22 protein-coding genes are annotated in these 22,149 nt (G+C 69.6%); 6 read left to right on the top strand and 16 right to left on the bottom strand.

From position 1 onward, the window contains the following. Window positions 1–122 precede the first annotated feature (122 nt). The 3 genes from JWQ05_RS09135 to JWQ05_RS09125 form a co-directional block, all read right to left on the bottom strand. On the bottom strand, window positions 123–1,742 hold the full coding sequence (locus JWQ05_RS09135; RefSeq protein ID WP_299657740.1) for a gamma-glutamyltransferase family protein: 1,620 nt from the start codon (window positions 1,740–1,742) through the stop codon (window positions 123–125). Between the two features lie 90 nt (window positions 1,743–1,832). Further along, entirely contained in the window at window positions 1,833–2,849 is a 1,017-nt protein-coding gene (locus JWQ05_RS09130) for an EthD domain-containing protein (protein ID WP_299657738.1), read from the bottom strand. Window positions 2,850–2,891: 42 nt separating this feature from the next. Beyond that, window positions 2,892–3,956, bottom strand: a complete 1,065-nt coding sequence (locus JWQ05_RS09125) for an SDR family oxidoreductase (RefSeq protein ID WP_299657736.1) — start codon at window positions 3,954–3,956, stop codon at window positions 2,892–2,894. A gap of 113 nt (window positions 3,957–4,069) precedes the next feature. On the opposite strand from JWQ05_RS09125, the gene JWQ05_RS09120 reads away from it, so the two are divergent. Further along, entirely contained in the window at window positions 4,070–4,447 is a 378-nt protein-coding gene (locus tag JWQ05_RS09120; RefSeq protein ID WP_299657734.1) for a helix-turn-helix domain-containing protein, read from the top strand. A 27-nt stretch (window positions 4,448–4,474) separates the two neighbouring features. On the opposite strand, the gene JWQ05_RS09115 is transcribed toward JWQ05_RS09120, so the two are convergent. The 4 genes from JWQ05_RS09115 to JWQ05_RS09100 form a co-directional block, all read right to left on the bottom strand. Beyond that, the gene (locus JWQ05_RS09115; RefSeq protein ID WP_299657732.1) at window positions 4,475–5,488 is read right to left on the bottom strand and encodes a DUF2778 domain-containing protein; all 1,014 of its coding nucleotides are present in this window, start codon (window positions 5,486–5,488) and stop codon (window positions 4,475–4,477) included. 402 nt (window positions 5,489–5,890) lie between these two features. Next, a complete protein-coding gene (locus JWQ05_RS09110; protein WP_299657730.1) occupies window positions 5,891–6,124 on the bottom strand; it encodes a hypothetical protein in 234 nt (77 codons plus the stop codon). Window positions 6,125–6,287: 163 nt separating this feature from the next. Next, window positions 6,288–6,482 (bottom strand): hypothetical protein, encoded by a 195-nt coding sequence (locus JWQ05_RS09105; RefSeq protein WP_299657728.1) that lies wholly within the window; start codon window positions 6,480–6,482, stop codon window positions 6,288–6,290. A 402-nt stretch (window positions 6,483–6,884) separates the two neighbouring features. Next, window positions 6,885–7,823, bottom strand: a complete 939-nt coding sequence (locus tag JWQ05_RS09100) for a glyoxylate/hydroxypyruvate reductase A (protein ID WP_299657726.1) — start codon at window positions 7,821–7,823, stop codon at window positions 6,885–6,887. 139 nt (window positions 7,824–7,962) lie between these two features. On the opposite strand from JWQ05_RS09100, the gene JWQ05_RS09095 reads away from it, so the two are divergent. Further along, the gene (locus tag JWQ05_RS09095) at window positions 7,963–8,964 is read left to right on the top strand and encodes an asparaginase (protein WP_299657724.1); all 1,002 of its coding nucleotides are present in this window, start codon (window positions 7,963–7,965) and stop codon (window positions 8,962–8,964) included. Window positions 8,965–8,986: 22 nt separating this feature from the next. On the opposite strand, the gene JWQ05_RS09090 is transcribed toward JWQ05_RS09095, so the two are convergent. Continuing rightward, entirely contained in the window at window positions 8,987–9,868 is an 882-nt protein-coding gene (locus tag JWQ05_RS09090; RefSeq protein ID WP_299657722.1) for an SMP-30/gluconolactonase/LRE family protein, read from the bottom strand. 182 nt (window positions 9,869–10,050) lie between these two features. On the opposite strand from JWQ05_RS09090, the gene JWQ05_RS09085 reads away from it, so the two are divergent. Both JWQ05_RS09085 and JWQ05_RS09080 read left to right on the top strand, forming a co-directional pair. Beyond that, a complete protein-coding gene (locus JWQ05_RS09085) occupies window positions 10,051–10,515 on the top strand; it encodes a hypothetical protein (RefSeq protein WP_299657720.1) in 465 nt (154 codons plus the stop codon). Window positions 10,516–10,790: 275 nt separating this feature from the next. Further along, window positions 10,791–11,843 (top strand): SDR family oxidoreductase, encoded by a 1,053-nt coding sequence (locus JWQ05_RS09080; protein WP_299657718.1) that lies wholly within the window; start codon window positions 10,791–10,793, stop codon window positions 11,841–11,843. Here the strand turns inward: JWQ05_RS09080 and JWQ05_RS09075 are convergent. The 8 genes from JWQ05_RS09075 to JWQ05_RS09040 form a co-directional block, all read right to left on the bottom strand. Then, window positions 11,840–12,733, bottom strand: coding sequence for a 2-dehydropantoate 2-reductase (locus JWQ05_RS09075; RefSeq protein WP_299657716.1), 894 nt, complete (start codon window positions 12,731–12,733; stop codon window positions 11,840–11,842). The genes JWQ05_RS09080 and JWQ05_RS09075 overlap by 4 nt on opposite strands. A gap of 83 nt (window positions 12,734–12,816) precedes the next feature. Continuing rightward, on the bottom strand, window positions 12,817–13,065 hold the full coding sequence (locus JWQ05_RS09070) for a hypothetical protein (RefSeq protein WP_299657714.1): 249 nt from the start codon (window positions 13,063–13,065) through the stop codon (window positions 12,817–12,819). A 3-nt stretch (window positions 13,066–13,068) separates the two neighbouring features. Then, on the bottom strand, window positions 13,069–13,782 hold the full coding sequence (locus JWQ05_RS09065; protein ID WP_299657712.1) for a Crp/Fnr family transcriptional regulator: 714 nt from the start codon (window positions 13,780–13,782) through the stop codon (window positions 13,069–13,071). A 306-nt stretch (window positions 13,783–14,088) separates the two neighbouring features. After that, window positions 14,089–14,499 carry a response regulator gene (locus tag JWQ05_RS09060; RefSeq protein WP_299657710.1) on the bottom strand — a complete coding sequence of 137 codons (411 nt, stop codon included), beginning with the start codon at window positions 14,497–14,499 and terminating at the stop codon, window positions 14,089–14,091. A gap of 68 nt (window positions 14,500–14,567) precedes the next feature. Then, window positions 14,568–16,445: a PAS domain S-box protein gene (locus JWQ05_RS09055; RefSeq protein ID WP_299657708.1), complete on the bottom strand. Its 1,878-nt coding sequence runs from the start codon at window positions 16,443–16,445 to the stop codon at window positions 14,568–14,570. A gap of 144 nt (window positions 16,446–16,589) precedes the next feature. Then, window positions 16,590–17,234 carry a sensor histidine kinase gene (locus JWQ05_RS09050; RefSeq protein WP_299657706.1) on the bottom strand — a complete coding sequence of 215 codons (645 nt, stop codon included), beginning with the start codon at window positions 17,232–17,234 and terminating at the stop codon, window positions 16,590–16,592. 71 nt (window positions 17,235–17,305) lie between these two features. After that, window positions 17,306–18,055: a Crp/Fnr family transcriptional regulator gene (locus JWQ05_RS09045; RefSeq protein ID WP_299657704.1), complete on the bottom strand. Its 750-nt coding sequence runs from the start codon at window positions 18,053–18,055 to the stop codon at window positions 17,306–17,308. A 131-nt stretch (window positions 18,056–18,186) separates the two neighbouring features. Then, window positions 18,187–18,558, bottom strand: a complete 372-nt coding sequence (locus tag JWQ05_RS09040; RefSeq protein WP_299657702.1) for a response regulator — start codon at window positions 18,556–18,558, stop codon at window positions 18,187–18,189. Window positions 18,559–18,802: 244 nt separating this feature from the next. On the opposite strand from JWQ05_RS09040, the gene JWQ05_RS09035 reads away from it, so the two are divergent. After that, window positions 18,803–21,235, top strand: coding sequence for a PAS domain S-box protein (locus tag JWQ05_RS09035; protein WP_299657700.1), 2,433 nt, complete (start codon window positions 18,803–18,805; stop codon window positions 21,233–21,235). 241 nt (window positions 21,236–21,476) lie between these two features. After that, on the top strand, window positions 21,477–22,149 hold a 673-nt coding region (locus JWQ05_RS09030; RefSeq protein ID WP_299657698.1), incomplete at its 3' end, for an HWE histidine kinase domain-containing protein.

Here is a 22,149-nt window from a genome sequence, read left to right as displayed (position 1 = left end):
GGGTCAGGGACCGGCCAGGATCGTGGCTTCGTCGCGCGGAGCAGGCGACGGCTTCGATCCGGGCGGTGCGTCCAAAAGTGTATACATTATCTGTGCCAGGGCGGCGCTTGGCAACGCGCGCCTCACCACACCGCCGCCTGCCCGTCGCGCCGGGGGTCGCTGGCCGCGACGTAGCCCTCGACGCCGGGATCGCCCATGCGCCAGATGAACTGGCCGGCCCCGAAATCCTGGTAGCTGTCCTCGATGACGTCGACGCGGTGCCCGCGCGCGACGAGCCCCTGGAGAGTGGCCGCCGGCATCGTCGCCTCGGCGTTGATCTCGAGCCCGGCGTTGAAGCGCCAGCGCGGGGCGTCGCAGGCGGCCTGCGGGTTCTGGCCGTGGTCGATCATCCGCACCAGCGTCTGCACGTGGCCCTGCGGCTGCATGTTGCCGCCCATCACGCCGAAGCTCATCACCGGGGCGCCGTCCTTCGTCAGGAAGCCCGGGATGATGGTGTGGAAGGGGCGCTTGCCCGGCGCCACCACGTTGGGGCTGTCGGCATCGAGCACGAAGCCGTAGCCCCGGTTCTGGAGCGACAGGCCCCATTCGGGCACCACCACGCCGGAGCCGAAGCCCATGAAGTTCGACTGGATGAAGCTCACCATCATTCCGGATTCATCCGCCGTGGTGAGGTAGATCGTGCCGCCCCGCACCGGGTTGCCCGCGCCGAAGACCTGGGCCCGGCCCCGGTCGATCAGCCGGGCGCGCCCCGCGAGGTAGGCGGGGTCGAGCATGGCCTCCGGGGTCACCTCCATGCTGCGGGAATCGGCGACGTAGCGGTAGGTGTCCGCGAAGGCGAGCTTCATCGCCTCGATCTGCAGGTGCTGGGCCTCCGGACCGTCCGGGGCGAGCCCCGCGAGGTCGAAGTGTTCGAGGATGCCCAGCGCGATCTGCGCGGCGATGCCCTGGCCGTTGGGCGGGATTTCGTGGAGCGTATGACCGCGATAATCCTTGGCTGTCGGGCTCACCCATTCGGGCCGGAAGGCGGCGAGATCCGCGACCGTCATCGCGCCGCCATGGGCGGCGGCATGGCGCGCCATGCTCTCGGCGATCTCGCCCTCGTAGAAGGCCCGGCCCCTGGTCTCGCCGATGGCGCGCAGGGCCCGCGCGATCCCCGGCAGCGTCACGCGCTCGCCCACATGGGGGGCGCGGCCATAGGGCAGAAAGGTCTCGGCGAAGCCCGGCTGGCGGGTGAGTTCGTCGACCTTCGCGGCCGCCGCCCATTTCTGCTGCACCACGATGGGCGCGAGGTAGCCGCGCTCGGCGATCTCGATGGCGGGCGCCATGAGGTCGGCGAAGGGGAGCCGGCCGAAGCGTTCGCTCAAAGCGACCCAAGCCGCGACCGCCCCCGGCACCGTCACGGAATCCCAGCCCCGGCAGGGCGGCCGCTCGGCCTCCCCGTACTTGGTCCGGAAGTAGGCCGGGTTCCAGGCGGCGGGCGCGCCGCCGGACGCGTTGAGGCCGTGCAGCCGCTTGCCGTCCCAGAGGATGCAGAAGGCGTCCGACCCCAGCCCGTTGCTGCAGGGCTCGGTGATGGTCTTGGCGGCGGCGGTGGCGATGGCCGCATCGACCGCGTTGCCGCCGCGCCAGATCATGCGGATGCCGGCCTGCGCCGCCAGCGCGTGCGAGGTGGCGACCACGTTGCGTCCGAAGATCGGCATCCGCACCGTGGGATAGCCGGCAGTCCAGTCGAACGACGTCATCGGATCGCGGTCTCGTCGGGCGGGATGCGCGATGATGCAGAAGAACGACCCCGCCGCCAAGTCGAGCGGGGCCGCCTTCAGCGCTACGCCTCAGCGCTCCGTGGGAAGTTCCGGCACCAGGCGGTTGATGACGCTGTAGTTGATCGCCGTCCAGAACTCGGAGGTCTCCGGATCGGCGAGCGCCTGCTCCGCGTCTTCGATGGCGGCGTGGTCCACGGTTACGAGATAGTCCTCGACATCGTTCAGCGAGGCGAAGGCCAGGACCGAGATCCCGTCGATCGTCTCACCGCCCGGGTCGTCCTGCGTCGCGCCGAAGGGATGGAGCTGGGCGTAGCGCCGAACGTAATGCGTGGTCGCGGCCTTCGACAGGACGAGATCTGCATGCTCGCGCAGCCACGCCGCCTGGAAGGCGTCGCGGGTGAGGTGCGGCCGGCGCCGGTGGATCTTGACCAGGCTCACAGGGTCCCGGTGCCGCTCGCTCGGCAGGATGATGTACTCGCGCGCCACCTCCCGGGTGACCATGCGGAACGCCGTGCGCTCGTCCGCGATGATGCGCGTCGCGTACTGCTCCTGGCCGAGCGTCCGCGCGATGTCCGCCTCCTCCGCGTAGGCAATGTAGGCGAACCCGTCCCAGGACGGGCGCCGATAGGCTGGCACCCGCGCGGCCGGATCGCCAACGAGCCGGCCCTCGCCATCCACCATCGCCCGGTAGGGCGGGCGAAAGCCGGAGGACGGTCCCGACGCGACGCGATGGACCTGATCGTAGCGTACGACGCGATCGTTGGAGGTGCCGGGTTCCTCGTAGGCGAATTTCGGCCCGTGAACCTTGCGCCAGTATTCGTCCCAATGCTCAAAGGCGAGGTTCGGGTCGGGCTCCAGCGCCACCGATTCAGGGTGTCGGTCGGGCCGCATCACGCCCCGCCCGTCGCGGCCCGCGTTGGCGCCCTCGTCGCGCGGGCGCCGTTGCACGGAACTGTCGTCGCTGCGCGAGACGAAGGTCGGCGTCACGATGAGCGGTTTCGTTGTCGAGCGGGTCGCGCCGCCGTGGGGCGGCCGCTGCAGGAGGTCCGAGCGGGCGAGGTCCGGGGCGTCGGTTCGGTCGGTCATCGGGAGATTCCTTCGCGAGGGCGGGATCGGTTGCGGGCGCCGCTATGGGATCACCCGCTCGGCCCGCAGGCGCGCGAACAGATCGAAGAACGAGTCGTCGCTGGCCTGGTAATCGCGAAAACCCAGGCGGCGGCTCTTGCTCATGTCGGTGACGACCTCGATGGGCCGGCCGAGATCGGCATCCGTGTGCCAGGCCGAGGCGAGGCGCCCGAGATCCGGCTCCTTCAGTCCGTGGCGGGTAGCGATCTCGGCCCAGAGCGGCGCTGCGCCGGCCATCTGGCTTTCCAGCGGCTGCACCTCGGGGTCGAAGGGGGCCGGCTCCAGGCCGAACCAGTCGGCGATGCGGCCCCACATCCAGCTCCAGCGGAAGACGTCGCCGTTGACGACGTTGAAGGCCTCGTTGCGCGCGGCCGGCGTGGTGGCCGCCCATTCGAGCTGGCGCGCCAGCACCCGCGCATCGGTGACGTCGGTCAGCCCGTTCCACTGCGCGGCCGAGCCAGGGAAGCGGAAGGGGCGGCCGGCCTCGCGGCAGAGGGTGGCGTAGGTGGCCAGCGTCACGCCCATGTTCATGGCGTTGCCCAGCGCGTAGCCGATGATGGTGTGGGGCCGGTGCACGCTCCAGCCGAACCCGTCCCGCGCGGCGGCGGCGAAGACCGCGTCCTCCTGCGCGTAGTAGAAGTTCTCGACGTCGAGCCGGCCCTGCGTCTCGCGGAACGGGGTCGCGGGCAGGCTGCCCTTCCCGTAGGCCTCGAAGGGGCCGAGATAGTGCTTGAGACCGGTGACCAGGGCGACGTGCTCGACGCCACCGTTCGGCCGGAGCGCGTCGAGGAGGTTTTCCACCATCATGCCGTTGATGCGGATGTTCTCGGCCTCCGTCTCCTGGCGGGCCCAGGTCGTGATGAAGACGTGGCTCGGGCGCACCATGCCGAGGGCGCGCCCGAGGCTGTCCGGATCGAGGAGGTCGGCGGCCACCGGCGTGACGCCCGCGATGTCAGCGGGCGGGCGCCGGGCGAGGCCGGCGACGGTCCAGCCCTCCGCCACGAGGTGCCGCGCGAGGTTGTTGCCGACGATGCCGCTGACGCCGGCGACCAATGCGGTCCTGCCCATGATGCTCTCCATCTCGAATGTCTGCCGTCTTGATCCGGACGGGAGCTATGGAGAGAGTGGCGCCCGGACCAGACGGCACCGTTTGGGGTCGTAGGCACCAAGGGGTAACCGGCATGGAGCGGCACGGCGCGGACGAGGAGTGGCGGGAGGATTGCGCGCCGCGCCGGGTCCTCGAGCTTTTCTCGACGAAGTGGACCAGCATGGTGCTGCACACGCTGAAGGCCCGGCACGCGGGCCGCGCCCGCACCGGCGTGCTCCAGCGCAGCCTGCCCGGCATCTCGAAGAAGATGCTCACCCAGACCCTGCGCGACATGGAGGCGAGCGGCCTGATCACCCGGCACGTGGCCGGCACCGTGCCCCCGGCGGTGGCCTATCACCTGACGCCGCTGGGGGAGCGTCTCGTCGAACCCGTGGAGATCCTCTACGCCTGGGGCCGCGCCAATGCCGACGCCCTCGACGCCCTCAAGCCCCGGGCGACCTCCCGGCGCTGAGCCCGCGCGGGCTCGCGCGCCGGCGGCTCAGCCGCCGGCCACCACGACGAGGCGCTGGACCTCGCCGCGCAGGTACGCCTGCAGGAACTTGTCGTAGTCCCGGAACGAGACGCAGCCGTTCGAGGCGCCGCTCGCCCCGAGCATGTAGGTGTGGGCGAGGAGGCCGACCCGGCCGTGCACGGCCTCGGGGCCACCCACCGGGTTGAGGCGCAGGGCGCGGACCCCGTGGAAGGGCTGCTCGCGCTCGCTGATGTCGTAGGTGCCCACGGGGGTCGGGCCCTTCATGCGAACATGGACATGGCCGGGATCGTCCATGCTGGCGCCGAGGCCGGAATGGGCCTCGAGCTTTTCGCCGTTGGGAAGCGTCACCACCCGGGCACGGATGTCGTAGACCGCGACACCGCCGGTTCCGACGCGGGGCACCACGCTCAGCGCCCGGCGGAAGACATCGTCGACGGGCTTCGTCTCCAGGGCCGCGTAGGCGAGGCGCGGAGGCTCGGGGTTCTCGATGCCGAACAGCTTTTCGACGAAGGAGCGCGTGTCCTCCACGGGTGCCGCCGCGACGGGGACCGCCCGGCGCGCGGTCACGCGCGGCACCGGAGCCCGGCTCGTCCGGAACTCGGGGGGGCGCGGCACCGGCAGGGGTACGAGCCGCGACGCCAGCGGGGCGGCGGCCGGCATCGGCGGCGGGGATGGCTCCGCGGGAGCCGAAGGGATGGGTGCCGCCGCCTTGATGGCAGCCTCCTGCGCGGGAGCGGACGCCTCGCCGCGCTCCGCGAGGGCGAATTCATGGGGGGGCTTCGTCGCGATCTCGGACGCAGCCTCGCCGTCGACAGCCTCCGGGCCCGCGATCACCGGGGCGGCGGCCACGTCCCGTTGCGTCGGGGACGGATGATGCGACCAGGTCGCGAGGCCGGCCAGACCGCCGCCGAGGAGGGCCATCGTGGCCAGGACGGCCCCGATGCGGGTCCCCGATCGCACCGTCGCGACCGCGCCGGGATCGTCGTTGCGGGCGTGATTCGTCTTGGCGTCTTCATCCATGATCAGAGCCATTCGCCACCCTGGGCCGGCGCTAATGCCGGTCCTTCCTTGCCGCGCGATCGACCGCGCAGGCGACGAATCGAGAAGTATTGAGCCGTCGCGAATGCTACACCGCCTCGACGGATCGACATTTCTATGGCCGGATTGCGCCGACTTTGAGCACAGTCCGGCGTCGTACCGTCAGCAGATCGATGAAACCGACGGCACGCGAAGTCTTAGGTGTCCATTCGAATACGATCGTTCCCGCCCTGAGCTTGGCCATTCGGGCGAACGCTGCGCGCACGTCCTTCAGCGGGTTTTTTCGTCCGCGTGACGATTGCCGATCCTCGGCTTCGCGCTTCCTGGAGTGGCGCGCCGCCGTTCTGGCTCATCCTGAGCGAAGGCGGCCGGCAGCTCCGGCCCTCAACCGGCCGCAGCCTCGGTCGGCGCGGACGCCGCGTCCTTCTCGGCCGTATCCAGGAGTTCCTCGCCGCTCATCCAGAGCACGCCGGCCGGCGAGTACACGGCGTTCGCCACCAGACCGCCCTGGATCTTCGCGATCGCCGCCGCGAGTGCCTGCTCCGAGGTGTCGTGCTCCTCGTGCTTCCAGTCACCCGTGGCCGCAGTTGAATCGTCGCCCCAAAGTACAACCCACATTGATCTGCTCCCTATACGGGAGAGTAGCGGTTCACGGGCCCGTGAGGTTCCAGCAGGGCACACCGAATGCGCATGTCTTTTTGAGGGTACTCAAAGCATCGCCCCTAGCGGGTTGCCGGGCTCAATCGCCTGAAAGCTGTACGGGTGACATCGACGTCGCCGGCTAAAGCTCGGCCAGGATCGGCTCGACCATTCCGTAGAAGTATCGCCGTTCGCGCTCGCTCAGCCTGTCTTCACCCTCATGCGCGACTTTCAGAGCAAGAAGATGCTCGATGGAGCTTTGATGGATCAGTCCCGATTGGACGGCGATGATGATCTTGACGTGGAGATCGCGGTGAACCGAAGCGCATGAGGCCATGTCTTCCCTCGCTTGCCATGGAGGCCGGCATCAACTTTACGTGAGGCTCCAAGCAACTGTAAAGCTCTTGGTTCCGGGGCTGCGATAAAAATGGCTAAACATCTATTAATATCATGATCCTCATCTTAGATGTAGGGCGTAAGTCTGGCGATCGAATGCACATTGAATACAATTTGCCTAATGGGCGAATCGTACGTCTTCGTCGATGCGCTCGCGTCTCTTCGTCTATGATCGGAGACATAGCGGCCTTCGCAGGTCCTACAGCACAAGGTGTCATACGGGCAGCGCCGCCTGCGATCTTGGCCGCCGGTACCGTGCGGCGCATCGAAGAGCGGTCTCGCGGCGTTCGGCCCTCACCATCGACCCGACGGCTCGGCGGCCGCGTCCCCGGGACGCCGAGCCCTAATATCCGCGCGTGCGCTCCACCCCGGCCGGGATCAGGCCGGTCTCGCGGTAGGAGCGAACCGCCTGCGCCACGATGGCGGCGGCCGAGGGCCGGCTCGTCGGAGCGGCGATGTGGGGCAGCAGCGTGACGTTCGGGTGGGACCAGAACGGGTGCCCGGTGGGGAGGGGCTCCGTCTCGAAGACGTCGAGGATGGCGTGCCCTATGGCCCCCGAATCGAGAGCCGCGATCAGGTCTGTCTCGACGACGTGGGCACCGCGCCCGAAATTCACGATGCCGGCGCCATATGGCAGGCGCGCAAAGGCGGCTTGGTCGAGGATTCCCCGCGTCTCGGCGGTCAGCGGAAGCAGGTTCACGAGGATGTCGGCGCTCCCGAGCGCCCGCGCCAAGCCCTCGGTCCCGGACAGGACGGGAATGCCGTCCGGGCCTGCGCCCGAACGGCTCCAGCCCCGCACGGGGAAGCCGATGGCCCGCAAGAGCCTGGCCGACGCGCGTCCCATCTCGCCCATCCCGAGGATCGTCACCGACCGCTCCTGCGCCGCGCGGACATCGTGCTGGCGCCACTCGCCCCGGCGCTGCTGGGCGGCGTAGCGCGGAACATCGCGGTGCAGGTGGAGCACGGCCGCCGCCACCGCCTCCGCCATGGCGCGGGCGAGCGCCGGATCGACCAGGCGGATCACGGGCACTGGCGGCAGCGTCGCATCGAGGAGCAGGCGGTCCACGCCGGCCCAGAGGGAATGGATCCAGGCGAGCTTCGGCAGGCCGGCCAGCGCCCCCGGCGGCGGATTGGCCACGATCGCGATCTCGGCGCGGCGCATCGCCTGCGGATCGGCCGGGGTGGCGACGCTCTCCCCCGGCATGGCCGTGGCGAGGGCTTCGCGCCAGGCGGCCTCGTCCTCGGGGTCGAGGCTCGTCACGAGCAGCAGGGGAGCGGGCATCCGGGGCGGTTCCTTGCAAGTGGGCTGGGGCACAAGGTGATCTGTCGTCCATCTCGACGGTTCGGGAAAGCGGACGCCCGGCAAGGGTTGTGCATGCGCACCTTGCGGAAAATCATCCGACGCTGGTGGGGAATCCAGGATGGCAGAGCGGCCGAAGGTGGCGTTTATCGGCACGGGTGGCACCATCTCGTCGCTGGGCCGGGATTCGCTCGACGTCCTCGACTACACCGCGACCGACCGACGCCTCAGTTCGGACGCCATCCTTGACCGGGTTCCGGAAGCCAAAAGGGTCGCCGACATTGTGGCGGTGCCGTTCCGGACAGTGGCGAGCCCGGCGATCGGCTTTGCCGAATGGCGTGACCTCGTCAGGCTCTGCGAGGACCTCGTCGCCGCGCATCCGGACCTCGCCGGCATCGTCATCGGGCACGGCACCGCCACCCTGGAGGAGACGGCCTACGCGCTCGGCCTGACGCTGACGGTGGCCTGCCCGGTGGTCCTCGTCGGCGCGCAGCGGCCGATCAGCGCCTTGTCGAGCGATTCCGGCATGAACCTCGTGGCGGCCCTTCGCACGGCGGCCGCACCGGACTCACGGGGCCGGGGCGTGCTGGTGGTGCTCAACGACGAGATCCAGGCCGCGCGCGAGGTCACGAAGACATCGGTGGCACGGCTGCAAGCCTTTCGAAGTCCGGATTTCGGTGTGCTCGGTCAGGTCGACGGTCCCTCCCTCCGCTACTACCGCCGGTCCGAACGGCGCCACGCCCCGGGCACGCCCTTCGACATCCGTACGCTCGCCGCCCTGCCGCGCGTGGACATCGCCTACGCCCATGCCGACGCGGATGGCACTGCGGTCCGGGCCTTCGTGGCCGCCGGCGCGCGCGGCATCGTTTCTGCGGGGTTCGCCCCCGGCATGACGCCTCCGGCCGAGGCGGATGCACTCGCGGTGGCCGTGGAGTCCGGTGTCGTCGTGGTGCAATCGACCAGGGCCGGAAGCGGGGTCGTCCCGCTGACCACTCGGCTGGACACGCGCGGTATTCTCAGCGCCGACAACCTGACCCCGCAGAAGGCGCGTATCCTGCTGGCCCTCGGCCTGACCGTCACGCAGGATCGCATGGAGCTCGCCGAGTTCTTCGCCACGTATTGAGTGCGTCGTTCCGACGGGCGGTTCAGGCCGAGAGGCGAAAGGCCCGTTCCAGCAGGCCGCGCGCGCCGAGGGGCACCAGGAAGGTCCGCCCGTGCTCTGGATCGGCGTCGCGCTCCTCGCGCGTCATGCCCTCGTAGGCGCTGGTGACGAGGAGGCGGTCGAGGTCGGGGCCCGCGAAGGTCGGGCAACTCGGCCGCGTCACGGGCACGGGCACGGTGCGCACCCGCGCGCCCTCCGGGTTGTAGGCGTCGAGGCAGGAGGCGCCCCAGCGCGCGCACCAGATCCGGCCCTCCGCGTCCACGGCGGCCCCGTCGAGCCCGCCCGCGCCGCCGCGATGGTCGTAGAGCGTCGCCGGCTCGCCGGTGGGCAAGCCGGTGCGTGGGTCGAGGGGGACGCGCTTGAGGAGGCCCGTATCGGTGTCGGCGAAGTAGCCGGTCGCGCCATCGGGGGAGAAGCAGATGGCGTTCGGGATGGTCAGGCCGGCGTAGAGGCGCGTCACCCGGGTTCCGGCGACGTGGTAGATCGCGCCGCGCCCGGGCTGCGCCGCCCGGCCCATGGTGCTGATCCAGAGGGCGCCACTCGGATGGACCCGGCCATCGTTGGAGCGGGTGCCCGCGTCGTCGGCCTCGAGGGGACAGAACAGGAGCAGATCGCCGGCAGCGGTTCCGCGCAGATACAGCCCGTCCTCGGCGGCGAGGAGCTTCCGGTTCGCGTCCACCGCCGTCACGGCGCTCGCCATGAAGGGCAGGGCGTGGACCCGGGCCCCGCCGCCGGTGAGCGGCGCCTCGAACAGGCGCCGCTCCAGGATGTCGACCCACCAGCCCGTTCCCGTCGCCGGGTCGTAGCAGGGGCCTTCCCCGAGGTGGCAGCGCGGTGCGTCGAGGATCTGGATGGCGTCGGTCATGAGGTGAGGTCCGTCCCGCCTGCCCGTCGTATCAGATCCCGTTGCCCGTCGCAGGGTCACGCCGGTCCATGGGCACCGATGAGCGGGTGGAACGTTGCTGGGTTCGAGGCATCGAATTCGTTGCTGGTCTCGCCCGGGACCGTGCCATAGCATTCGGTGCCAGCGAGGCTTTGGAGACGTTCATGCGCGGTTCGATGCGGTTGCTACTCGGGGGGGCGCTGTGCGCGGCTTCCGCACTCGCCGGAGCGTCCGGCGCATCGGCCGATTGCGTCCGCCACGTCTACAATCGCTCGCCGTACGTCCTGGTCGCCACGCAGGATGGCGGACCGTCCTTCACCGTCCGGCCCGGCACATCGCGGGCGATCCGCCTGTCGCGCCCGGGCAAGCTGGATCTCGCCGGCTATTGCGGGCTGCCCGGCTTGCGCGGTGATCCGGCCGGCCTGGCCCAACCGTCGGTGCAGGAGAGCTTCGACTACCAGGCGGTCCTCGACCGCTGCTACATCGAGTTCGGGCACGACTTCTTCCGGGCCGAACTCGGGCGTGGCTTCCTACCCTACGAGGGCACGCAGCCATTCACGCTGAACAACCCCCGCCAAGGCGACATCGTCCTCTACGCCGGCCGGGACGCCTGCCGGCCCGTCCGTTAAGCCGGATCGGCCGCCAGGGAACCGCGGGCGCCCGGGCTTCTTCCCGTCACTGAGTGATGGGCAAGCGGGAGGGCGCCGTGGGATCGGACCGGAACCGGATACCGCCCTCCGTTGACACGCCGCCTCCGGAGCGGGAGCCAGCACCGGAGGCCGGCGGCTACGAGGCACCCGCGCCGAAGAAGGACCCGGCCGACATCGTGGACCACTAGACCGCGCTGTCCGGACCCTCCACGCTCCGCACACGGCCGCCCAAACCCGTCACGCGAGACATCACGATGACCGAGCACGCCACAGCCCTGGTCGCGGGAGCCAATGGCATCATCGGCAAGGCGCTGATGCAGGAACTCGGGGGCCGGCCCGGCTGGCGGGCCCGGGCGCTGTCGCGCCGTCCGCACGGTTCGGCCGACGCCATCGCGGGCGATCTCACCGACGCCGGCGCGATCCGCGCGGCGCTCGCCCCGGCGGCGGACACGACGCACCTGTTCTACGCCGCCCTGGCGCCGCAGCCGGACTTGGCCGAGGAAGACCGCGTCAACGGCGCCATGCTGCGCAACCTGCTGGACGGGCTGGAGGCGGTGGGCGCACCCCTGGAGCGGGTGGTGCTGTACCAGGGCGCGAAGGTCTACGGTGTCCATCTCGGACCCGTGCCGTCGCCGTTCTACGAGGACGAGAACCCACGTCACATCGGGCCGAACTTCTACTTCACGCAGGAAGACGAACTGCGAACGCGCGCCGCGCGCGGGGGCCCCGCCTTCGCGATCCTGCGCCCGGACGTGGTCGTGGGGGATGCCGCCGGCAACGCCATGAACATCGCCATGGTGATCGGCGCCTACGCGGCCCTGTGCCGGGCGAGCGGGGCGGCCTTCCGGTTTCCGGGGCCGGCCCATGTCTACGAGGGCGTGTTCGCCCAAGTGACGGACGCCCACGCGCTGGCGCGCGCCAGCCTTTGGGCGGCCACCGCCGAGGCCGCGCGCGGCGAGGCCTTCAATTACGTGCACGAGCCCTTCCGCTGGCGCCGGCTCTGGGAGCGGGTGGCCGAGGCCCTCGATCTGCCGCTAGGGCCGCAGATGCCGATGAAGCTCGCCACCCACATGTCCGACAAGGCGCCGCTCTGGGCGCGGCTGGTCGCCGAGCAGGGCCTCGTCGACACGCCCTATGCCCGCGCCGTCGGCTGGGGGTTCGGCGATTTCGTGTTCCACAGCGATTTCGATCTCGTCTCCGACATGGGCAAGATCCGGCGCGCCGGGTTCGGCGAGAGCGTCGACAGCCTCGCGGCCTTGCTCGCCGCCATCACGCGCCTGCAGGAGGCGAAGGTTCTGCCGCGCTAGGCGCTGCGCGCCTCGGCGGCGCGGACCAGGGTGTGCAGCACCCGGTTCACCGGGGTCGGCACGCCGAGCGCCTCGCCTTTGCGCAGGATGAAGCCGTTGAGGTGGTCGATCTCGCTGGAACGTCCCCGGGCCAGATCCTGCGCCGTGGAGGAGACCTGCTCCGGCATGGTGGTGGCGAGGTCGAGGACGCGGGCGAGGATGTCGTCGGGCAGCGCGATGCCGGACGCCTCGGCGACCGCGACGCATTCGCCGACCACGTCGCTCATCACGCCTGCGATCCCGCTCACGGCGAGCATGCGCCCGTAGGGCATCCGGGTGAGGGCGGACAGGGCGTTGTAGGCGCAGTTCATGACGAGCTTGCCCCAGAGCGCGTCGAGGGCCGAGGCCGAGACCTCGGTGGGGATGCCCGCCGCGCTGAACCGGGCCGCGATGGCAGCGCTCGTCGGCGACTCGCCGATCACCAGGTCGCCGCGTCCGTGGTGGCGCACGTGGCCGGGGCCCGCCATCTCGGTGGCGACGTAGACGGCGACCGGCAGCACCGGCCGGCCGATCACGGCCTGGAGCCGCTCGGGGTTGTCGACGCCGTTCTGGAGGCTGAGCACCGTTGCGTTGGCGTAGAGGTGCGGAGCCATCGCGCGGCCCACGGCCTCGGTGTCGCCGGACTTCACGCAGAACAGGACGCAGTCGGCCCCGGCCACGCCTTCGGCCTCGGTGGTCGCCCGCATCGGCACGAAGGTCCGCAGCGTAGCGGTTTCGAGCAGCAGCCCGTTCGCGCGCACGGCGTCCACATGGCCCGCGCGCCCGATCAGGGTGACGTCCGTGCCCGCGCGCGCCAGCAGGGCGCCGAAATAGCACCCCACCGAGCCCGCCCCCATGACGGCGACCTTCATGTGTTTGCACTCCCCGAACGCTGCCCGGGCCCGGCCTTAGACCGCGACGCCGGCCCTGGCCAGCCCGCGAACCAGGGGTGTTTTCAGGGTCGGTTCGAGGCGAGTTGCGCGGCAATCCAGTCCTGCGCCGCGTCGAGATCTGTGAAGACGGGGGGATGCGGGTGGTCGACCCGCCCGAAGCCGGCCTCCAGAAACCACTTGCCGGCCTCCTCTTGGTGATGTTCGCCGAGCTGCACCAGGACCGCCACGAGGAAGCCGTTGGCGAACACGAGCTGGCTCTCGATGTCGTCGCTGCCCGTGGCGACGTGCACGGGCTGGAGATGGAGGCTCATCCGTCAGCCCGTTTTTGCCAGATGCAGGTAGGTCGGATCGAACTCGGAGGACCGGGTCAGCTCGTTCCAGTCGTGCACGATCAGCGTGCTGCTGCGCAGGGTGATCAGGCCCTTGGCCCGCATTTCCTGCAAGACGCGGTTCACGTGCACGTTCGAGAGACCGAGCGCGTCGCCGAGTTCGACCTGCGTGATCGGCAGCGGGTAGCGGTGCTCGGCGGCGAGCCCCACCGCCTCCAGCTTCAGGTACATCTCGCAGAAGAGGTGCGCGATCCGGCCATAGGCGGATTTGCGGCCCATGCCGACCATCCACTCGCGGAAGATCGCCGCATCGATCAGCGTGTCCCGCCACAGGACCCCACCGAGGCGCGGAAAACGCTGGATCAGCGTCCGCACGTTCTCGTGCGGGATGAACGCCATGGTGGCCTCGGTCAGCGTGCCGAGGCTGTGGTCCATGGTGTGCAGGTGCAGGCTCTGCAGGTCGGGAATGTCGCCGGGGATGTGGAACGAGAAGATCTGCCGGCGGCCCTCGTCGAGGAGCTTGTAGCGGCAGGCCCAGCCCTCGAGGATGAGGCAGCATTGCGAAGGCCGGTCCCCATCGCGAAAAATGTCCTGCCCGGGTCCGAGCGTGCGGCTCCGGGTCGGCAGGCCGAGGATGGCCGCATGCTCCTCGTCGGAGAGGGTGGCGATGCTTTCCAGCTTGCGGATGAGCATGGTCATGGAACGGTTTTCGGAAGCCGAATACATCGTAGCTTCGCCTTGCATTGCAGGCGGAAGCGCGCGGCTCTCCCAGCTACCAGCGCCTGTATCAGACCCGCCGGTAATCGATCGACCTTAAACCTAAGTGGGTGCAACGCAGTAACGTATGATAGTCAGCGGCCCCGCTTATCGCTTCGTGCTGTACCGTACAGTTCCGGTCTTCACGCCGACATCGGCGCGGCTCACATTGGGGCGTCGCACCCCGAAAAAGACCGCGCGCCAGCGGGCGGACGGGTGGCGCGGAAGGTCGTTTCGGCGGGTCCGGAATCACGAACTCAGCGGGTCGATGACGCGTTCGAGGGTCAGAAGTGCCTCGATGGCCTTGAGCAATTCGAAGCTGAGGATCGGTTTTTCCAGACGAATGCGATTTCCATACGCCGGCTCCGCGCCGATGCGGACGTCCCCGGTCGCGAACAGGTAGGGCACGCCGAGGGCGTCGAGCCGGTCGGCGATGGGATAGACCCGCTCGCCATGCCCGAGATTGACATCGAGGATCGCGGCGTCGAGCGAGTTGGCCTCCGTGGCGATGCGGTCGAGGGCGTGCTCCACGTTCGAGACCGGCCCGATCACTTCGGCCCCGGCGCCGCGCAGCCAGCGCTCCATCTCCATGGCGATCACGTATTCATCCTCGACCAGCAGGATCCGGCGACCCAGCAGCGGCTCCTGAGCATTCGACATGGTGGTTCCCATCCGAGGCGGCGAGCCAGCGGCATGGCAGGTCGGGCCGGCCTCCGCATTCATGCACGTTAGGCCAGGGGCAATTCGATCCGGCAGCGCACCCCGTCCCGGCCGAGCTCGTACGTGGTCCGGGCCTGCAACGCATAGGAGAGGGCGTTCTCGATGAGTTCGCGCCCGTAGCCGCGCCGCGTCACGGTCTCGGGGGGCACCGCGACCCCGCTCTCGGTCCAGGTCAGGCAGAGCCAGCGTCTCGCCTTCGGGTCTCGCTGCACGGTCCAGTCCACGGCCAGTTCGCCGTCGACCCCTTTCAGGGCGCCGTACTTGACCGCGTTCGTGGTCAGTTCGTGCAGGGCGAGGGCGAAGTTCTGTACCTGGCGCGCGGTGAGGTGAACGTCCGGGCCCGAGACCACGACCTTGGGCGGGTCGGCGTCGGTATGGGCCGCGAGTTCCGCCCGCACCAGGGCGCCGACCTCGACGGTGTCGCTGCCGAAGCGGCTGAGCAGGCCCTGCGCGCGGCTCAGCGCCTTGAGCCGGGTCTCGAAGGTCTCGGTGGCGCTGCCGCCGGCGTCCAGCGTCCGGCTCGCCACGGCGGCGACCACGCCGAGGAGATTGCGGCTGCGGTGCTGCAACTCGTCGACCAGCACGGTGAGGCGGGCCGCACCCGCCTTCTGGTCGGTCATGTCCTTGGCGATGCCGGCTATCCTGTGCACCCGGCCCTCGTCGTCGAGGAGCGGGAAGTCGCTGGTCTCGATCCAGCGCATCTCGCCGTCCGAGGCGCGTACGATCCGGAACTCGTGCGTCACCCGCATCCCGCCCTGGACCTGCCTCAGGGCCGCCAGTGTCCCTTCGCGGTCCTCGGGATGGATCAGGTCGGCCCAGCGCGCCAGGGTGTCGCCGGTCACGACGCTCTCGCGGCTGCGGCCGTAGATCGCCTCGAAGGCGGGGCTGACATACTCGAATTGCAGCGTTCCGGCGTTCCGGATCCAGAGCAGGTCGGAGGAGGCCTCGCCGAATTGCCGGAAGCGGGCCTCGCTCTCGCGCAGGGCCTCGTCGGCCTCGCGCCGCTCGGTGACGTCCTGGCCGATCTTGAGGAAGCCGCGCAGGGTGCCGTCGCCGGAGCGCAGCGTCGTGGTCACCCCCTCGATGAACACCCGCGTGCCGTCCTTGCGCAGGTGCCAGCGAACGTTCGGGGCCGAGCCGTCCCGAAGGGCCGTCCCGATCTCCGTCGCATCCTGGCCGACCATCAGGTCTTCCGGCGTGAAGATGATGGCGGCCGGCTGCCCGGTGGCCTCCTCGGCGCTCCAGCCATAGACGTCCTCGGCGCCCGCGTACCAGTCGGTGATCCGGTCCTGCGCGTCGGTGGTGAAGATCGCGTAGTCGCGGGCGTTCTCGACCACGAGCCGGAAGCGCTCCTCCGTGAAGCGCAGGGTACGCACGGTCTGCAGGCGGTCGATCACCGGGCCGAGGATGCTCGCATAGGTCCGCAGGAACTCGGTGTCTTGCGGGCCGAAGTCGCGCGGCTCGGTGGCGTCCACCTGGAGCAAGCCGTAGGCCTTTCCGCCCGGAAGCCGGATCGGCACGTTGGCGAGCGCGATGACGCCGGCCTCCTTCATGAAGGGCGGAACCCCGAAGCGCGGCTCCTCGCGGATGTCCCGGATGAAGAGCGGCTTGCTCTCCGAGATGGCGAAGGTCTCGGAGGAGTACTCGTTCATCGGCAGGCGCAGGTGGCCGACGACGCCCGCAGCCCAACCGATTCCGGCCCGCACGAATAGGCATTGGCCATCGTTCTGGATCTCCAGGATCTTGGCCCGGCCGGTGCCCAGCGCCTCCCCCACGAGGCGGCAGGCTTCGGTGAGCACCGCGTCGATGTCGTCGCTGCTCAGGGTGAACTCGCCGAAATCGGCAAGGACCCGCTGGCGCTTCAAGATTTGCTCAAGGTCTGACATGCGCGGGTCCTCGACGCGAAAAAAGCGCGCGTCAGCCAGAGGCGGCGGGCGTGGTCCCGCTTACCCGCCAGATTGTCCTCTTTCGAACGCACGAACCCGGAGAAATTTCCCGCCCGCGTGCCCGCACCGGCGGAACGGCTCCCCTCACGCGGCGTGCAGAATCCGGTCGGTCAGGGGCAGGATCAGGCGAAAGCGCAGGCCATCCGGTGAAAAAGCGAGGCGCGTCTCCGCGCTGAGATTGTGCGTGAGCATCTCCTCCAGCACCACGGTACCGAAGCCCCTGTGGCGCGGCGTCTCCTGGTCGAGGGCGGCGCCGCTCTCGGTCCACTCGAACACGAGGCAAGGGCCCGCGGTCTGTTCCTCGATCTGCCACGTCACGGCGAGACGCCCGGACGGCGCGGCCAGGGCGCCGAACTTCAGCGCGTTCGTCGTCAACTCGTGGAGCGCCAGGGCCAGCGGCTCGGCCGCCCGCAGGTGCAGGCGCACCTCCGGGCCAGAAACCTGCGCGCGCCCGTCCTGATAGGCATGCGCCGCCGTCAGTTCGTCTGTGACGAGGCGGTCGAGATCGACCCCCGCCGCCGGGTTCTGGACGATGACGTTCTGCACGCGCGCCAGGGCGGCGAGCCGCCCGTCGAGATGGGCGGCGTACTCCTCCAGGCTCGGGCTGAGTTCGGCCGAGCGCCGCGCGATCATGCGGGTCGTCGCCAGGGTGTTGCGCACCCGGTGCTGCAACTCGGCCAACAGGAGAGCCTGCGTCGCCTCGCCCGTCGGATCCCATCCCATCGTCATCGAAACTCCTGACTGAGCCGAAGCTCCTGACCGGGCCAAACCTCCTGGCAGACAACTGAGGCAGAACCGACTCAGTCCGCCACCGGTTCGTTGGCGTCGAGGTGGCGGCCCTCGTGGTCGAGGTGAAGGTAGTTCGGGTTGAACAAGGAGGCCTTCTGCAGGGCGGCGAGATCCGGGATCGTCAGGCGCTTGCCCTTGAACACCACGAGGCCGGCCCGGCGCAGTTCCTGCAGCGTCCGGTTGATGTGCACGTTCGACAGGCCCATCGCATCCGCCAGCTCCACCTGGGTCAGTGGCAGCGGGCAGCTGTCCCCGTCCGTCAGGCCGATCCCGCGCAGGCGCACGAACAATTCGCAGAACAGGTGGCCGAGCCGCTCGATGGCGGTGCGCTGGCCGAGATTGACCGTCCATTCCCGCTGGATCGCCACCGAGACCAGGGTGTCCCACCACAGCGCCTTCATCACGCGCGGGTGCTCCTCCGTCAGTTGGTCGAGGGCCGCGCGCGGGATTTCGGCGAGGCGCACCGGCGTCAGCGCCGCGATGGAATGGTCCATCTCGCGCAGGAGGTAGACGTGGGTGTCGCACAGGTCGCCGGGCACGAAGAACGAGATGATCTGGCGCCGTCCGTCGTCGAGCTGCTTGTAGCGGCAGGCCCAGCCCTCCAGGATCAGGTTGACGTGGCTCGGGCTGTCGCCCTCCTGGATGATGTCGGAATGCTCCGCGAACGTCCGCCGCTTGACCGCGGCGTTCTCCAGCGCCTGCCGGTCGTCGCGCGAGAGCTTGGTGAATTGCTCAAGCTTACGGATCAGATGATGCGGCATGCGTTCCTCTTCGTGCGCGCATCATGAATACGAAGCAATCCACCATTGTTATTTCACATGCGTTATTTTCTCAGGCGAGATCATAGCCCGCGAGCGGAGAAAATAGTTCGCATGCCAGCCAAAAATCGGCCTCAAGTCTTGAGAAGCGTCGCTAACGCGGCAAGGACTGCCCCGGGCTCCGCCGGTTTCAGCACCCGGCGGATTGCCGCATAGGCTGGCGGGATCGCCGCCGGGTCGTAGCCGGTCGTGAATACGAACGGCACGGCGCGCGCGATCAGCGCGTCGGCCAGCGGGAAGGCGCTCTCGCCGCCGAGATCCAGGTCGAGGATCGCCGCATCCGGTGCCGGGCCGACGTCCAGAAGGCGCAGGCCCCCCGCCACGGAGGCGACGGGACCGAGCGTTTCGGCCCCGGCGGCCCGCAACGCACGGTTCAGCGCATCCGCCAGGAAGTACTCGTCCTCCGCGATAAGGACGCGGCGAGCCTGGAACCTGATCTCGGTCATGGGCGTCCTTTCGCAACATCGTCCGTTTCGGCGCGGGCCGGGCGATCGATTGGCCCGGATTCTTCGCGTTCGGGAAATCTTCGCGCTCGGTAGGCAAGGGATGGCGAGATCGTCTATGTCGTCGGCCAATAGCACGACTGTCGTCCACCCGGGACCTTACCGCGCCGCCGGCCGTTTGCGCACAGGCTTGCGGGTCGCGGACCCGTCCCATGGAAGCGAATGACGTCCCGTGGAATCACATGACATGGACATCGAGATCGAGCAGCTGAGGCGTGAGAACCGCGCGCTCGAGGCGGAGGTCGCGCGGCTGCGGGAGCGCAATGCCTCGCATGTCCGCGTGCCCGAGCGCGGGCAGCGCACCTCGGCGGCGGATGCCGACCTGCTGTTCACGGCGGCGGAGAAGACCCGCATGCCGCAGATCGTCACCGACCCGAACCTGCCCGACAACCCCATCGTGTTCGCCAACCGGGCGTTCCAGGACCTGTGCGGCTACTCCGCCGACGAACTCGTCGGGCGCAACTGCCGCTTCCTGCAGGGCGCGGACACGGACCCCGCCGACATCGCCCGCATCCGCGACGCCATCGCGGCCCGGCGCGACGTGGTCGTCGAGATCCTGAACTACCGCCGGGACGGCTCGACCTTCTGCAACGAGCTCTACATCAGCCCCGTCTTCACCGCCGAGGGCCACCTGCGCTACTTCTTCGCGAGCCAGCTCGATGTGACCCGGTTCCGCACCGAGACGGGCATGCTCGCCGAGAGCGAGGCGCGCTACCGGACCCTGTTCAACGCCCTCGACGCCGGCTTCTGTGTCATCGAGATGCGCTTCGACGCCGTGGGACGGGCCGTCGATTACCGCTTCGTCGAGGCCAACCGGGCCTTCGCCAGCCAGACCGGGCTCGGCGAAGTGGTCGGCCGCTGGGTGAGCGAGCTGATCCCCGACCTCGAGCGGACCTGGCTCGACACCTACGGCGCCGTCGCCCTGACCGGCCGGTCCGTCCGCTTCGAGAGCGGCGCCGTGGCCCTCGGGCGCTGGTTCGAGGTCCAGGCCCTGCGCATCGGCGAACCCGCCCAGCACCGGGTCGCGCTGCTGTTCAACGACGTCACCGACCGCCGCACCGCCGAGGGCGTCCTGCGCGACACCGCCCGCGAGCGGACCACGGAACGCGACCTCGTCTGGCGTGCCAGCCGCGACCTCCTCGTGGTCTGCGGCTTCGACGGCATCTACCGCTCGGTGAACCCGGCCTGGACCGAGATGCTGGGCTGGCCCGAATTCGACCTCGTGCGGACCGCCTTCAGCGACTACATCCACCCGGAAGACCGGGATGCGGCGGTGGCGGCCTTCGAGCAGCTGCGGGCCGGCGAGGTCCTCGACAACCTCGACGTCCGCATGAAAATGGCGGGCGGCGGCTTTCGCTGGGTCTCCTGGAACGCCATCCCGCAGGGCGACCACTTCTACGCGGCCGGCCGCGACGTCACCGAGCGGCGGGCCCTGGAGGAGCAACTGCGCCAGTCGCAGAAGCTGGAGGCGGTCGGCCAGCGCACCGGCGGCGTCGCCCACGACTTCAACAACCTGCTGACCGTGATCCGCTCCTCCACCGACCTCCTGAAACGTCCGGACCTTCCGGAGGAGCGCCGCCAGCGCTACATCGGCGCGATCTCCGACACGGTGACGCGCGCCGCCAAGCTCACGGGGCAGCTCCTGTCCTTCGCCCGGCGCCAGGCCCTGACCCCGGAGGTGTTCGACGTCGGCCAGAGCGTCGCGTCGGTGGCCGACATGGTCGGCACGCTCACCGGCGCCCGCATCCGGGTCGTCACCGAGGTCGCCTCCTATCAGGACCGCGAGGGCCGCGAGGTCCCGTACCTGATCAACGCCGACGCGAGCCAGTTCGACACCGCGCTGGTCAACATGGCCATCAACGCCCGGGACGCGATGAGCGGGGAGGGGCGCCTCGACATCGGCGTGCGCCGCACCTCCGCGATCCCCGCGGTCCGGGCCCATCCGCGCATCGCGGGCGACTTCGTCGCCGTCTCGGTGCGCGACACCGGCACGGGCATCGCCGAGGAGGACCTCGACCGGATCTTCGAGCCGTTCTTCACCACCAAGGGGGTCGGCCAGGGCACCGGCCTCGGCCTGTCGCAGGTCTTAGGCTTCGCCAAGCAGTCCGGCGGCGAGGTGCTGGTGGAGAGCGAGCCGGGCGCCGGCACCACCTTCACCCTCTACCTGCCCCGCGAGGCGGGCATGCTGGTGACGGAGGAATCCGACGAGGAGCCCGAACTCCTCGCCGACGGGCACGGCACCCGGGTCCTCGTGGTCGAGGACAACGAGGAGGTCGGCGGTTTCGCCACCCAGGCGCTGCAGGAACTCGGCTACGAGACGGTCAGGGCGCTGAACGCCGAGGAGGCTCTGGCGGTGCTGCGGACGCCGCCCGGCTTCGACGTCGTCTTCTCCGACGTGGTCATGCCGGGGATGAACGGCATCGACATGGCCCGGGAGGTCCGCCACCGGCACACCGGCCTGCCGGTGGTGCTGACCTCGGGCTACAGCCACGTGCTCGCCGAGCAGGGCACCCACGGGTTCACGCTCCTGCGCAAGCCTTACTCGGTGGAGGACCTTTCCCGCACGTTGGGGCGAGCCGTCAAACGCGCCGCGGCGGCCAGGCGACGGTCGAGCCGCTGACATTGAAAAAAACCACTCGGGAAAAACCACTTGGGAAAAACCAGCCGAGCGGACAGAATTTTTCCCCGTAAACTAACCTATGCATACGCCGCCGACCTGCGCGCCCTGCATCCTGGCCCGCGCGGGCAATGGGTTCGGGGGCACCGTGATTGCCGAGCGATCCGGACGGCCGGGCCGATCCCGGTGCGGCCGAGCCTTCACGCATCGCCTGCCCCCCGGACGGCCCAAGGACGTGATCGCGATGAAGAACGACCCTTCGACCTGCGCGCCGTGGACGGCCCGGCACCTGCGCCTGGCCATCGACGCCGCCGGGGTCGCCCTGTGGTCGTGGAACGTCGACGACGACACCTTCACGATGGACAAGCGCGGGCACGAGCTCTGGGACATCCCGATGAGCGCGCACGTGACCTTCGAGGAGCTCTCCTCCCGCATCCATCCGGCCGACAAGGACCGGGTCCGGGCGGCCTTCTCCGCCACCCGCGCCATCCTGGGCCCCTACGAGACCGATTTTCGCATCCTGCACGGCACCGACGTGCGCTGGGTCTCGGCGCGGGGCCAGGGCGACGACAACGGCATCGTCGGCGCGGTGATGTTCGGCATCTTCCTCGACGCCACTGGGCGCAAACAGGCCGAGGAGGGACAGGAACTGCTCGCCGGCGAGATGAGCCACCGCGTCAAGAACCTCTTGTTCATCGCCACCGGCCTGACCCAGATGACCGGCCGCTCGGCCTCGTCGGTCGCCGAAATGACCGATGCGCTCACCGCCCGCCTGACCGCACTCGGCCGCGCGCACGACATCGTCCGCCCCCTGCCAGGCGAACAGGGCACCGCGGCGCTGCTGGGCGACCTCATTTCCGTCCTGCTCTCACCCTATGACGAGACCGCCGCTTTCTCGGGCCGCATCCGCGTCGCTG

The organism is Methylobacterium sp., from assembly GCF_028290105.1.
Classification (GTDB): Bacteria; Pseudomonadota; Alphaproteobacteria; order Rhizobiales; family Beijerinckiaceae; genus Methylobacterium.
The sequence above is the reverse complement of the archived record's forward strand: the minus strand, read 5'-3'. Positions and strand labels throughout refer to the sequence as shown.

Bases quoted from the DNA above. Each gene is read 5' to 3' on its own strand.
- JWQ05_RS09130 (WP_299657738.1), bottom strand. From the start codon at position 2,849: ATGACCGACCGAACCGACGCCCCGGACCTCGCCCGCTCGGACCTCCTG.
- JWQ05_RS09035 (WP_299657700.1), top strand. From the start codon at position 18,803: ATGGACATCGAGATCGAGCAGCTGAGGCGTGAGAACCGCGCGCTCGAG.
- JWQ05_RS09040 (WP_299657702.1), bottom strand. From the start codon at position 18,558: ATGACCGAGATCAGGTTCCAGGCTCGCCGCGTCCTTATCGCGGAGGAC.
- JWQ05_RS09075 (WP_299657716.1), bottom strand. From the start codon at position 12,733: ATGAAGGTCGCCGTCATGGGGGCGGGCTCGGTGGGGTGCTATTTCGGC.
- JWQ05_RS09135 (WP_299657740.1), bottom strand. From the start codon at position 1,742: ATGACGTCGTTCGACTGGACTGCCGGCTATCCCACGGTGCGGATGCCG.
- JWQ05_RS09080 (WP_299657718.1), top strand. From the start codon at position 10,791: ATGACCGAGCACGCCACAGCCCTGGTCGCGGGAGCCAATGGCATCATC.
- JWQ05_RS09105 (WP_299657728.1), bottom strand. From the start codon at position 6,482: ATGGCCTCATGCGCTTCGGTTCACCGCGATCTCCACGTCAAGATCATC.
- JWQ05_RS09090 (WP_299657722.1), bottom strand. From the start codon at position 9,868: ATGACCGACGCCATCCAGATCCTCGACGCACCGCGCTGCCACCTCGGG.
- JWQ05_RS09125 (WP_299657736.1), bottom strand. From the start codon at position 3,956: ATGGGCAGGACCGCATTGGTCGCCGGCGTCAGCGGCATCGTCGGCAAC.
- JWQ05_RS09065 (WP_299657712.1), bottom strand. From the start codon at position 13,782: ATGACCATGCTCATCCGCAAGCTGGAAAGCATCGCCACCCTCTCCGAC.
- JWQ05_RS09070 (WP_299657714.1), bottom strand. From the start codon at position 13,065: ATGAGCCTCCATCTCCAGCCCGTGCACGTCGCCACGGGCAGCGACGAC.
- JWQ05_RS09095 (WP_299657724.1), top strand. From the start codon at position 7,963: ATGGCAGAGCGGCCGAAGGTGGCGTTTATCGGCACGGGTGGCACCATC.
- JWQ05_RS09060 (WP_299657710.1), bottom strand. From the start codon at position 14,499: ATGTCGAATGCTCAGGAGCCGCTGCTGGGTCGCCGGATCCTGCTGGTC.
- JWQ05_RS09115 (WP_299657732.1), bottom strand. From the start codon at position 5,488: ATGGATGAAGACGCCAAGACGAATCACGCCCGCAACGACGATCCCGGC.
- JWQ05_RS09085 (WP_299657720.1), top strand. From the start codon at position 10,051: ATGCGCGGTTCGATGCGGTTGCTACTCGGGGGGGCGCTGTGCGCGGCT.
- JWQ05_RS09055 (WP_299657708.1), bottom strand. From the start codon at position 16,445: ATGTCAGACCTTGAGCAAATCTTGAAGCGCCAGCGGGTCCTTGCCGAT.
- JWQ05_RS09110 (WP_299657730.1), bottom strand. From the start codon at position 6,124: ATGTGGGTTGTACTTTGGGGCGACGATTCAACTGCGGCCACGGGTGAC.
- JWQ05_RS09045 (WP_299657704.1), bottom strand. From the start codon at position 18,055: ATGCCGCATCATCTGATCCGTAAGCTTGAGCAATTCACCAAGCTCTCG.
- JWQ05_RS09050 (WP_299657706.1), bottom strand. From the start codon at position 17,234: ATGACGATGGGATGGGATCCGACGGGCGAGGCGACGCAGGCTCTCCTG.
- JWQ05_RS09120 (WP_299657734.1), top strand. From the start codon at position 4,070: ATGGAGCGGCACGGCGCGGACGAGGAGTGGCGGGAGGATTGCGCGCCG.
- JWQ05_RS09100 (WP_299657726.1), bottom strand. From the start codon at position 7,823: ATGCCCGCTCCCCTGCTGCTCGTGACGAGCCTCGACCCCGAGGACGAG.